The sequence below is a fragment of the Pseudoalteromonas sp. BSi20439 genome, assembly GCF_000241165.1.
GTDB lineage: Bacteria > Pseudomonadota > Gammaproteobacteria > Enterobacterales > Alteromonadaceae > Pseudoalteromonas.
The window spans coordinates 1-11,710 of record NZ_BADW01000083.1; the positions used below are offsets into that span (position 1 = coordinate 1).

The following is an 11,710-nucleotide window of genomic DNA, read 5'->3' on the forward strand; positions in this document are numbered from 1 at the left end:
TTTTTTGTGTTTACTAAATGGTAAACCTAGTTATTACAAGTCAAATGTACGTGAGATAGCAAGTACAATTCGCTCATCTGCGTAATCGTAATCTAGGCTGGTATTCTCAGCAGCCACTTCAATGCCAAACCCTTCATAGCTCGTTTGGTATGCTAAGCGGTAGTGATAATACGATTTGTCGCCCTTAGCTTCATCCCATTGGAACTTATTGCCATCGAGTGAGTTTGAAATATCAAAGCTGGCACGAATCGCATGATTTGGCGCAAGCTCGTAAGTGTGCGCAATCATAGAAATCACATGGCCAGTATCGTAGCCAAAGTAATCCCAGCTGTACCAAAAGTTAAGCTCTGTTTGGCCGTAGTCACTGGTGTAACCAAATTTAGTATACGCTTCGGCGTAGTTACCATCGCTGTTATTACCTTGGTAAGTGTAATAAGCAATACCGTAATCCAGGCTTACTTGTTCGTTTAACTGAATGTATCGGCCTACATAAGCATCTAGTTCAAAGTCGGTGTCATCACCAAAATCTACGTTTGATGCCCATACACCGGCATAAACACCGTTATCATACGCGTAGTCAAGGCTTGCTTGCAGTGCCGGATCGTTATCTGTTTGTGATACACCATTAAAGGTGTAATCAGATGCAGCCGTAATCGTTGTTGACCAGTTAGCCGCTGCCGTTGTTGATAAAACGGTGAACGGTAAAGCGATAAAAAGTTGTTTTAATTTATTGTTCATGTGTTTTACTAGCTGATAGTTTCTATTTTTGTGTAATCAATTTTATTCGCTTTAGGCGATCCTTCGATATTGCTGACCGTTTTAAGTTTGCTGTAGGCAATAAAACCAAGGCAAATAAAGAATAACCCTATAACTAAAGCACCCACCCATTGAATTTGCAAAAACTCAAGCTTAAATAGCAATGTTAGTAGCGACAAAGCGACAACGTTCATGGCAATATATTTAAATTTACCAAAGCGTTTTACGGTTAGGTTTAAATTATCTGTGTATAAACGAATCAGTGAATCGAGCGAGTTAATAACAAATACGATACCTACAAACACCATAGCAAAGTTTTTGATTCCCTCGGTTGGAATACCGGCTTCATGGTAGTGATATAACACACTAAACCAGATAGCGATTGGAATCGATGGGAAAATCAGCATAGCACCAAGGACTTGATAGGTTTTTAAACCGCCCACAAAACGCGATGTAAATTGACCAATCATAATGCTCCACGCAAACCACCAAAATAAGTAAAACTCATGGTAATCATTCAGTGGTAATACAAACTCATTGATGTTGGCAAAGTAATTACCAATTAATCCAATGTTTTTAGTAAATGCAGAGAGTTCGCTATCGCCAAATAAGAAGGCATCAGCCCACATAAAACCAATTAACGCGATAAACAACCAAGTAGTAGCAATGCTTAAAAAACGAACATATTTAATATCGGTGCTTGAATACACCGCAAAACAAATAGCGGCAAGCACGATTAAGTAAAACTCAGGAATAACATTCGAGCCGTCTCCGAGTTCAGGTAAATACCACGGTAGGTTGCTCAATAGTAAGTAAGCGGTAAACGCACAAGTACCAATGATAACTACGTTGTTTAAAAATTTAACCCATGGAATTTCAAAAAATTTTACTTTGGGTTCTATTACACAGAAATAAAAGCACGTAAGAAAATAAAATCCCCAAATTAAAAATCCCCAATAACCAAACTCAATAGAGAGAGGGTTGGCAAATGCATATTCTGGGCTTGCTTTTATGTCTGCATAACCGGCAAATTCGGTTAAAGGAAACATAATGAGGCCAACGTCTAGGCCCGAGGTAAACAGGATTGCTATAAAGGTGAATGTTCTCACTGGTGTGACGCCTACTACGCGTACATTGCCCCATTTAATTAAAATAGCAACAATCGCAAGTAAGGTGAAAATAATGCCAGCATTAAGCCAAATAGTCATTATCGCCCTCCCAGAATGAATAAAAGTAACACATATATACTCCGTTTTTTATTGTGCTTGCATTAACACAGGCATAACCTATTTATGCTTGTGAGCCACTGCAAGGCGCATAAAGGCACTCCTTAAAGCATTTTGCTTAAAGGAGTGGCCTTTATGGCAGGCTAAATTAAAGGGTTTTATTTCGTTGTGTAGTTTGCCAATCAGTGGCATTCACAACATCAACTCCTGTATGAGCTAAGGGCTTATTTCCTAAAATAATATCAGCGGCTTTTTCGGCAACCATAATGGTAGGCGCATTTAAATTACCGTTAGGTATTGTTGGAAAAATTGACGAGTCAACCACACGCAAGCTTTGCATGCCATGCACTTGAGTGTTTGAATTAACCACCGCCATGGCGTCTTCACCCATTTTACAAGAGCAAGAAGGGTGGTAAGCACTTTCTACTGCTTGGCGCACAAAGGCATCAATTTGCTCATCAGTTTGAACTTGTTGCCCTGGTTGAATTTCTTCACCACGGAAATTGTCAAAGGCAGGTTGTTCAATGATTTCACGCGTTAAACGTACGCACGCTCTAAAGCCTTCAATGTCGTCTTGATGCTCAAGATAATTAAACACAATTTTTGGTGGTTGTGTTGGATCAGCTGATGCAATGGTGACACTGCCACGACTTTTAGGTTTGTTATGACCTACATGCACTTGAAAACCATGCCCTGCAAAAGCACTGCGTCCATCGTAACGCATTGCTGCCGGTAAAAAGTGATACTGAATATCTGGCCATTCAACACCGGGTTTTGAGCGAATAAACGCACATGATTCAAAGTGATTAGTTGAGCCTAAACCTTTACGGGTAAGCAGCCATTTTGCACCAATCAAGCCTTTTGAAAACAAGCCTAATTTACCGTTTAAAGTAATGGGTTGTTTACACTTATATTGAAAGTAAAACTCGAGATGATCTTGCAAGTTTTGACCAACACCTGGTAGGTGATGTTTTACTTCAACACCTGCTTTTTCAAGTATTTGTGTATCACCAATACCGGACAGTTGTAACAGGTGAGGTGAACCGATAGAGCCCGCACTTAAAATAACCTCTTTATTTGCTTTGGCTGTTTTAACTGTGCCATTGAGCTTGTATTCAATACCGGTTGCTTTTTTACCGTCTAAAATAACGCGCTGCGCAAGTGCACCGGTTACAATTGTTAAATTACTGCGATGCTTAATCGGATCTAAATATTCACGAGAGGCTGAGCTGCGCACACCGTTTTTAACGGTCATGTGCATAGGGCCAAAGCCTTCTTGTTGAGCACTATTATAATCAGCTGTAGTGGCATAACCCGCTTGAGCACCAGCATCAATAAAGGCGCTATACAAAGGGTTTTCCATGTTATTACCGTTATTAACGCCAAGGGGGCCTTTTCCACCACGATGGCTGTTTTCACCTAGGTAAAAACTTTCTGCTTTTTTAAAATACGGTAAACAGGCTTGATAATCCCAGCCATTAGCGCCATGTTGCTGCCATTCATCAAAATCTTTCGCATGACCACGTACATACACCATGCCATTAATAGATGATGAGCCGCCAAGCACTTTACCGCGTGGGCAGTGCATTTCACGGTTATCTAAGTACTTTTCTGGCTGCGTATGAAATTGCCACGCATACTTATCGGTATTCATTGGAATCGACAGAGCAGTGGGCATTTTAATAAAGATGCTTTTATCGCTGCCGCCGGTTTCAAGTAACAATACTTTGTTACTTGAATCTTCAGACAAGCGATTTGCTAACACACAGCCTGCAGAGCCTGCGCCTACAATAATATAATCAAAAGAGTGGTTCATAATGATTCCTTAAAATGGGCTTTCTATGTCAGCCATACCAACATAAACAGACTTAGTTTGCGTGTAATGATCAAGCGTTTGTATGCCGTTTTCGCGGCCGATACCTGATTGCTTATAGCCACCTACAGGCATTTCTGCCGGCGAGTTACCGTAAGCATTGATCCAACAAATACCGGCTTGTAGCTGATGAATAACGCGATGAGCACGTTTAATATCGCTGGTGAAAACGCCTGCAGCTAAACCTAAGTGAGTGCCGTTAGCACGTGCAATTACATCATCTTCGTCATCAAATACTAAAACGCTCATTACTGGGCCAAAAATTTCTTCTTTAACGATGGTCATTTCATCGTTGCAATCAACAAATACGGTTGGCGCTACAAAATAACCATTTGGCGCAGATGCTGGTGAAAGCGTTGAGCCACCGGTTAATAGCGTTGCCCCTTCTTCAAGGCCTTTGTTGATGTAGCTCAGCACTAAATCTTGATGCTTTTTAGAAATAAGCGCGCCAAAGTTAGTGTTTAAATCTTGTGGATCACCGGCAATAATATTGTTTTCGGTGCGAGTTTTAAGCTCATCAATAAACTGCTGGTACACATTTTTGTGAACATAGATACGAGTGCAATTAGTACAAATTTCACCTTGGGTATAAAAGTTCCCTAACATTGCCGCGCTTACTGCTTGCTCTATATTGGCATCGTCAAAGACAAGTAACGGCGATTTACCACCTAGTTCCATAGTCACATCTTTTAATGTACCTGCAGCACTGGCGACGACTTTCTTACCGGTACCTACTTCACCAGTAAACGATACTTTTTCAATATCTTGGTGTGCAGTAAGCCATTGGCCTACTTCACTCGCGCCTTGAACTACATTGAATACGCCAGCGGGTACACCTGCTTCAATAAACACCTCGGCTAATTTAATTGCGCCAAGCGGGGTTTCTTCTGAAGGTTTAAAAATAAATGCATTACCCGCTGCAAGGGCAGGGCCAGACTTCCAACATGCAATTTGTAATGGGTAGTTCCATGCACCAATACCAGCACAAATACCTAAAGGCTCTTTGCGTGTGTAGTAAAAGTCATCGCCAACCATTTGTTGTTGACCAACTTGTGCAGGGGCAAGGCCTGCAAAATATTCAATTACATCTGCACCTGTTTCAACATCTACGCAGTTAGCTTCTTGCATTGGTTTACCGGTATCGAGCACTTCAACTAGTGCAAGCTCATCATTACGCTTGCGTAAAATAGCAACGGCGGTTAATAAAATACGGCTGCGCTCAATAGGGGTCATGGCTGACCAAACTTTAAAGCCTTGTTTTGCACTTTCAATTGCTGCGTTTTGAACGTATTCATCGGCAACTTCAACGGCATAAATTACTTGGCCGGTTGCAGGATTTACTACATCAAATGTTTCGCCGCTTTTGTTTGCAAGGAATTGACCGTTGATAAAGTTTTGATAGATAGGTGTAGTCACGTTAGGCTCCATATTGCTTGATAAGTGAATGCACGTAGTTTTTAGCCAGTGATTCACTGTGTTTAAACTGATTTTCGTCTGATTGGCTTAATACGGCTCGTAGCCATAAACCATCGATCATTGCTGCGGTTAACTCTGCCGCGAGATTTGCTTGCGCTAAAGGCATTAATTGCTTAAATGAAACGGTTAAATTGCTTTGCAAGCGTTTGCTGTTTACATTTTGTAAACGATGAAGTTCCTTGTCGTGCATTGATTGCGCCCAAAAACTTAACCACGTCCGAGTGGTGTCTTTTCGTTGTTGTACTAGCGCAAAGTTTGATTCAACAATAAACATTAACCTTTGAGTTGGCGTGGTCTTTTCATCTACTTTGCTGATCAAGTCATCTTTCAAGTTAGACAGTAAGTAACGCACAGTTGCTTCAATTAGCCCCTGTTTCCCACCAAAGTAATGGCTAATTATGCCAGAGGACATCCCCGCATTTTTGCTAATACTATTAATTGTGGTTGCTTGTAACCCTTTTTGAGCAACTGACTCTATTGTTGCGTCAATTAGCTGCTGACGCCTTACAGGTTCCATTCCAACTTTAGGCATAATTTTTATTAATTGATCGTTCAATAAAGATAAGCTTAAGGTAATAGCTCTAACAATTCAAGGTTCGTGCAAATGGTGAGTGTCTGAAATGTGGATAAATAATTAATAAAATAAGTCTAAAATGAAGTTATATTAACAAGCTGGATTTTTATAAAATATCATTTAATAACAACTTGTTACGCGTGTTTTTTTGATTGCTTTTTGCGGTGTAAATATTTTTTTTACATAATTGGTGAAACTTTTAGTGATTTATTTATTAGTGTGATAAATATTAGAGTACTAATTGTATTTTTTGTGGGCAGGTTACTTTAAAAAGCGGTAAGGCGAGTTTGTGGGAAGATCCAAGAAAAAAGATTTAGGAAGTGTAATATGAGATTAATTTACAGAAATGTTAACTTAGTGAAGAGATAAATAAAGACGCTGTTTAGGTTTCAACAACGCCTTTAAATAACAAAGGATAACGTCTTAAACGGTTGCCAATATAATCGTCAGCCATAATTTGGTCGCAAATTTCATCAATATTATCGGTCGCTTCAAATACCCAATCAAAGCGTTCTATTGCAAGTAAAAATCCACGTTTTAAATGCGTTTGCGCACGGTAATAAGCAAGGTTGTTTTTGATGAGTTGCAGTTTTTCAGGCTCTGCTTTTAATTGCGCAATAACTTGGTTAATAAACTGCAAATTGCGCGAACTGGTTGGTCTGTTTCTTCTATTTGTTGATCGCATCACTCTTCATTGGCTATGTTGTATAGTTTTTGCAAAAAGTCGTCTTTGTGTTTGTCATGTTCATAATCAAGGTGATAAGTATTATGAAACCCAAAGCGAAGTAAAACACCACTGCCTTGTAAATAGACGGTATAGCCGTCAATATCAGAAAATGCAGTGATCCCTTGATAAAATTTACCTTCTTCTGTGACTTCTCCGCGTTGTTGAATGCGTTCGTAAACCGCTAGAATCTGTTTATTGTCGATTTCATTTTTCATTGTTTGTCCCTTTTATTTAATCACTCATACGCTATAGAAGTGAGGGTCGATCATCATAAAAACAATAGTCTAAAAAGTATGATATTGCTTTGTTATTTTTCATTTATAAATTATGCTCAAAGTTCACTTTTTGTTGAGCTTTTACCATGATAGACAAAGCGTTACTTTTGAAAACTCGTGAATTATCCGACCAACTCATTGCATTGCAAACACCCATTAGAATACTCGATGCAATAAATTGGGATAAACAAATTAAAGAGGAATTTTTTAGACAAAAATGTCAAAAAAATCCACTTATTGATCGTGCTTATTATCAACAGCGCGATTTAGGGTTTGTTCCTAGCGAGTTGCGCCAAGCATTTTCAACACTGCACCGCAATATTATTAACCAGTTGGGGCAATTAAACCCAATTGCACAATATATGGGTAAAATGTGTACCGAATATAAAACGGTTCTGAGCATGCTTGAATACCGCGGTACGCCAGAGTTTCATGACTTATCAGTGGAGCTATTTGGTCATCCTAAAGATTTGTTTCATGCCGGTGAGCCATCGCTATCAGAACTGGCTAATATGCTCGAACAGCCTTTAAAAAATTTACTTGCAGCGGATATTTTGCCTGAAGATCCTAAAAATATTGATGCCAGCGACGCGGTGCGAATTTTATCTGAACAGGTCAATGCCAGCATGCCGGGAATAAACGTAGAGGTAATGCTAAGTGATGGTATTGTCAGCGATGCAGCAGCAGGTGCTAATAATATTAAGCTCAATCAAGATGTTAAGTTTTCTCAGCGCGAATTAGATATTTTAGAAGTGCACGAGGGATGGATCCATGTAGGCACGACTCAAAATGGCTTAGCGCAACCTTATTTAACTTGCTTGAGTAAAGGCACACCAAGCTCTACGGTGACCCAGGAGGGGCTTGCAGTACTGACTGAAATTATTACTTTAAAGTCAACGCCTAGGCGCTTATCAAAATTAGTAAACCGTATTCAAGCCGTCACCAAAGTGATTGATGGTGCAGAGTTTGTAGATATATACCGAGATTATGTGGCACAAGGGTTATCAAAAGACGACAGCTATACCCTTGCACAGCGGGTATTTAGAGGTAGCACGGCAACCGGCTTACCGTTTACCAAAGACATTGCTTATATAAAAGGCTTTGTATTGGTTTATAACTTAATTCGGGTGGCGATACAGCTTGGCAGAATTGACCAATTACCGCTATTGCTGGTGGGTAAAATATCAATTGATGACTTTAGGTTAATATCGCAACTACATGATTTAGGTGTGATTGAAAACCCGCAATTTGTGCCGCCCCATTTTAAAGATTTAAGAGGTCTTGCTACGTGGCTGAGCTTTGGTCGTTTTATTGGTAATTTGTCATTTGAACAATTAGAAAACGACTACAAGCCGTTGTTTTTATAATTTATAAGTGAGCTTTTTCTCAGAGACAAAAAAAGCCCAAAAACGGGCTTTTTTTAATTTAGCACAACACAGTTAACGTGCGTTGGTGCTCTCGAAAATTTTATCTGCAGAGGCTGCAACAAATCCAGTGTAAATTTCACCATCTGGTTTTGGGTAACGAATAGCAAACTCGTAAAAACAGCTAGGAATGCGCATATCGCCATCACTAAAGGTTACGGCGCATTCATCAGCTAATGTTGATGATTGCTCTAATAGCACCTCTGGCGAGCCTTTTACTTCGCCTCCTGAGGTGTTAAGCGCAAAGCCTGCATCTTTAAGAGCTTGGTTTACATCATGGATGTTATCAAACTTAGCTAAGGTGTTAATGTTCACAGTAAAGTGATTAGCACGGTAACCCCACGCAGACATCCACGCCGCATATTCGCTCTCAGCTAATAACTTTTTGTATGTATCGGTGCTTACTTGCCAATGCGTGCCTGAATATAAAAAGTTATCGGCAGTCACTGCGCTTTCGTCAATTTGTGCCACCATATCAGTAACAATTGCTTGTAGTTCAGGCGAGCATTTTTCAACTAATAACTCAGAGATAAAAACTTTAGGCTGTGTCGGGTCGCTATGCTCATAATGTTTGGCGTAGAGTTTTTTTGCTTCAAAGTGGTACTCACCACATTCTTTATAACCAATCGCTAAAAAGTGCGCAGCCAGCTTTTCAAGGCCTACTTTTTCAATATTAAAAGTACGCAAAGCAATATGGTCGTTAATAATGTCGTCTTTTTGAGTTGAGCCTAATAAGTCATGAATTTTATCAGCTGATGGCGTTACGGTTAGGTAGTTTTGCCATAAGTTATCAAATAATGTGTTTACATTGGTATGCATGGTAAATCCTTAAATTTTTCTAAAATTGTTATTCAATTATTAAGCCCGGCGCGAGGGTTTGCGGTAAATTAACTTTCTCTGACTCTACTGAGGCCACTGGGTATGCGCAGTAATCTGCAGCATAGTATGCACTGGCTCTGTGGTTACCACTGGCACCTATGCCACCAAATGGCGCTGCGCTTGATGCGCCTGTAATAGGGCGGTTCCAGTTAACAATACCGGCACGAATACGCTTTAAAAAGTGGCTGTAATCATCTTCGCTGTCTGCAAGTAAACCTGCAGATAAACCAAAGCTGGTGTTGTTCGCTTCTGCTATGGCGCTATCAAAGTCAGTGTAGCGGTATACTTTAATTAGCGGACCAAAGTGTTCTTCATCGGCGATTTCATCGATATTAGTGACATCAATAATCCCTGGGCTGACAAAGCCAGTGCCTGGTTTTAATTGTTTAAGCTCAACGAGTACTTCAGCACCTTGTTTAACTAGGTCAGCTTGCGCTGCAACCATGCCTAACGCGGCTTTTTCACTGATCATGGCGCCCATAAATGGTTGATCATCAGCAAAGCTATCATCGACAAGAATATTTTTGGTTGCACTGATCAGCTTTTCTAAAATCGCATCGCCATTGGCTGATTTTTCAATAAATAAACGACGTGCACAGGTACAACGCTGACCCGAAGTAATAAAGCCCGATTGAATAATATCGTGCACGGCGGCGCTCACATCAGCAACATCTTTAACCACTAGCGGATTGTTACCGCCCATTTCAAGCGCTAAGATCTTACCGGGATGACCAGCAAATTGTTTATGTAATAAATGCCCTGTGTTTGAGCTACCAGTAAAGAATAAGCCATCGATATCTTGATGTGAGGCAAGCGCTTTACCTGTTTCCAGTTCACCTTGAACAAGGTTTATAACCCCAGCAGGTAAGCCTGCTTTTAGCCACAGCTCTAAAGTAAACTGGGCTACGTGAGGAGTTAGTTCTGATGGTTTAAACACCACGGTATTACCCGCTAATATAGCAGGGACTATATGACCATTGGGTAAGTGACCTGGAAAATTATACGGGCCAAAGATAGCCACTACACCATGTGGTTTATGGCGAATAAAGGCTTTTGCGCCAGGCATTGGGTTTTCGGTTGTGCCTGTACGTTCATTGTAAGCACGAATAGCAATAGCCACCTTGCCTGTCATCGCGCCCACTTCGGTGCGTGTTTCCCATAGTGGTTTACCTGTTTCACTAGCAATAACAGTGGCAAACTCTTCGCTGTGTTCTTTTAATTGGGCAACGAAGCTTTCTAAAATGGTAATACGTTGTTCAATTGGCATATCGGCCCATTGAACTTGTGCGGCTCTTGCCGCTTCAATTGCACTGCTAACTTGTTCTGGGCTGGCACCATTACCTTGCCAAACAATTTCGCCATTACTTGGGTTAACAGAATTAAAAGCAGGGCCTTGGCCTGCGTGCCATTGGTTATTAATTAGTTGTGTGTTCATAAATAGTGTTACAGGCGGAAAAATCGCGCTGCATCTCCTTGATTTAAATGAAGTGCATCAGCTACTTCTTGGCTGATAACTAAGGTGTGTTTTGCGTGATTATAATGAGCGTGTTTAGTGAACGTGGCTCTAAAGTCGTTGACCCCTTGATTACAAATTGCGAGGGTATCTGAGCTTTGCTCATTAATATGCTCAAGCTCACCAATGGTAATTGGGCACACCTGTGAATCACGAATACTGCGAATATTACCGAGCTTTGCCTCTACTGTGGGGCCTGCGTCAAATAAATCAACGTAGCCACGGTGTTCAAACCCTTCTTTTTCAAGCAACTTAAGTGCAGGCTTGGTTTTATCATGGACATGGCCAATCACCGCTTGTGCCTTTTTACTTAGCAAGTTTACATAAATAGGGTATTTAGGCATGAGTTCACTAATAAATACTTTATCGCCTAGGCCTACTAAGTGGTCGGCTTGTGGGAATTCAATACTAAAAAAGTGTTCTTGTAACCATTGCCAAAATGGCGAGTGTCCTGCTTCATCGCTTACTCCGCGCATTTCCGCAATTACAGTGTCGGCAAAGCGTTCACTGTGCTGTGCCATAAATAAAAAGCGTGATCGTGATAAAAATCGTCCTGTTAAGCCTTTTCTGTTGTCTTCACGCAAAAATAAAGTACATATTTCTGAGCAGCCAGTGTAGTCATTACACATACTTAAAATATCGACGGTATTGTAAACATTTAAAGTGGGTGAGTGATGGACGGTTTTCCCTAAATGGTAATGGTACAAAGGCACAGATAACCCGACGGCTGCTTCTATGGCGGTAGTACCAATTACTTTGCCAGATTCACTGTCTTCTAAAACAAATAAATAGCTTTCGTCGAGAGGCTTATCTACGTTTTTAGTAAAGCTGCTTTGTGCACGGTCAATTTTTTCTTGTAGTTGCCCGTCATCGACAGGTAAAGAGGTGAAACCATGACCTGATTCAATGGCAATCTCTTTAAGTGCTGCAAAATCATTGACAGTAATAGGACGTAATACTTGCATTAACTACTTACTCCAATAAAGC

11 protein-coding genes are annotated in these 11,710 nt (G+C 40.5%); 1 reads left to right on the forward strand and 10 read right to left on the reverse strand.

From position 1 onward, the window contains the following. Positions 1-33: 33 nt before the first annotated feature. The 7 genes from P20439_RS07650 to P20439_RS07680 form a co-directional block, all read right to left on the reverse strand. Entirely contained in the window at positions 34-738 is a 705-nt protein-coding gene (locus tag P20439_RS07650) for a TorF family putative porin (RefSeq protein WP_008111449.1), read from the reverse strand. Between the two features lie 8 nt (positions 739-746). After that, entirely contained in the window at positions 747-1,964 is a 1,218-nt protein-coding gene (locus tag P20439_RS07655) for a BCCT family transporter (RefSeq protein ID WP_008111451.1), read from the reverse strand. Between the two features lie 166 nt (positions 1,965-2,130). After that, positions 2,131-3,798: a choline dehydrogenase gene (gene betA, locus P20439_RS07660; protein ID WP_008111455.1), complete on the reverse strand. Its 1,668-nt coding sequence runs from the start codon at positions 3,796-3,798 to the stop codon at positions 2,131-2,133. 9 nt (positions 3,799-3,807) lie between these two features. Beyond that, a complete protein-coding gene (betB, locus tag P20439_RS07665) occupies positions 3,808-5,271 on the reverse strand; it encodes a betaine-aldehyde dehydrogenase (RefSeq protein ID WP_008111456.1) in 1,464 nt (487 codons plus the stop codon). Position 5,272: 1 nt separating this feature from the next. After that, complete coding sequence (betI, locus tag P20439_RS07670; RefSeq protein WP_008111458.1) at positions 5,273-5,848, reverse strand: transcriptional regulator BetI; 576 nt, start codon at positions 5,846-5,848, stop codon at positions 5,273-5,275. A gap of 439 nt (positions 5,849-6,287) precedes the next feature. Next, positions 6,288-6,590 (reverse strand): hypothetical protein, encoded by a 303-nt coding sequence (locus tag P20439_RS07675; protein WP_024600891.1) that lies wholly within the window; start codon positions 6,588-6,590, stop codon positions 6,288-6,290. Continuing rightward, complete coding sequence (locus P20439_RS07680; protein WP_008465855.1) at positions 6,590-6,847, reverse strand: DUF3081 domain-containing protein; 258 nt, start codon at positions 6,845-6,847, stop codon at positions 6,590-6,592. The genes P20439_RS07675 and P20439_RS07680 overlap by 1 nt, the downstream gene beginning before the upstream one ends. Positions 6,848-6,993: 146 nt before the next feature. On the opposite strand from P20439_RS07680, the gene P20439_RS07685 reads away from it, so the two are divergent. After that, the gene (locus tag P20439_RS07685; RefSeq protein ID WP_036933200.1) at positions 6,994-8,274 is read left to right on the forward strand and encodes a flavohemoglobin expression-modulating QEGLA motif protein; all 1,281 of its coding nucleotides are present in this window, start codon (positions 6,994-6,996) and stop codon (positions 8,272-8,274) included. 72 nt (positions 8,275-8,346) lie between these two features. On the opposite strand, the gene P20439_RS07690 is transcribed toward P20439_RS07685, so the two are convergent. Genes P20439_RS07690 through astA form a run of 3 tightly spaced genes read right to left on the reverse strand, consistent with a single transcriptional unit; the run spans position 8,347 to position 11,688 of the window. Continuing rightward, a complete protein-coding gene (locus P20439_RS07690) occupies positions 8,347-9,150 on the reverse strand; it encodes a DUF1338 domain-containing protein (protein WP_008111467.1) in 804 nt (267 codons plus the stop codon). A 28-nt stretch (positions 9,151-9,178) separates the two neighbouring features. After that, positions 9,179-10,645: a succinylglutamate-semialdehyde dehydrogenase gene (gene astD, locus P20439_RS07695; RefSeq protein ID WP_008111470.1), complete on the reverse strand. Its 1,467-nt coding sequence runs from the start codon at positions 10,643-10,645 to the stop codon at positions 9,179-9,181. 8 nt (positions 10,646-10,653) lie between these two features. Then, entirely contained in the window at positions 10,654-11,688 is a 1,035-nt protein-coding gene (gene astA, locus P20439_RS07700; RefSeq protein ID WP_008111473.1) for an arginine N-succinyltransferase, read from the reverse strand. Positions 11,689-11,710: the final 22 nt, after the last annotated feature.

What these genes read in the sequence shown, in the direction of transcription:
- betI (WP_008111458.1), bottom strand. Translation starts at nt 5,848, where the DNA reads ATGGAACCTGTAAGGCGTCAGCAGCTAATTGACGCAACAATAGAGTCA.
- astD (WP_008111470.1), bottom strand. Translation starts at nt 10,645, where the DNA reads ATGAACACACAACTAATTAATAACCAATGGCACGCAGGCCAAGGCCCT.
- P20439_RS07675 (WP_024600891.1), bottom strand. Translation starts at nt 6,590, where the DNA reads ATGCGATCAACAAATAGAAGAAACAGACCAACCAGTTCGCGCAATTTG.
- betA (WP_008111455.1), bottom strand. Translation starts at nt 3,798, where the DNA reads ATGAACCACTCTTTTGATTATATTATTGTAGGCGCAGGCTCTGCAGGC.
- P20439_RS07650 (WP_008111449.1), bottom strand. Translation starts at nt 738, where the DNA reads ATGAACAATAAATTAAAACAACTTTTTATCGCTTTACCGTTCACCGTT.
- P20439_RS07655 (WP_008111451.1), bottom strand. Translation starts at nt 1,964, where the DNA reads ATGACTATTTGGCTTAATGCTGGCATTATTTTCACCTTACTTGCGATT.
- P20439_RS07690 (WP_008111467.1), bottom strand. Translation starts at nt 9,150, where the DNA reads ATGCATACCAATGTAAACACATTATTTGATAACTTATGGCAAAACTAC.
- astA (WP_008111473.1), bottom strand. Translation starts at nt 11,688, where the DNA reads ATGCAAGTATTACGTCCTATTACTGTCAATGATTTTGCAGCACTTAAA.
- P20439_RS07685 (WP_036933200.1), top strand. Translation starts at nt 6,994, where the DNA reads ATGATAGACAAAGCGTTACTTTTGAAAACTCGTGAATTATCCGACCAA.
- P20439_RS07680 (WP_008465855.1), bottom strand. Translation starts at nt 6,847, where the DNA reads ATGAAAAATGAAATCGACAATAAACAGATTCTAGCGGTTTACGAACGC.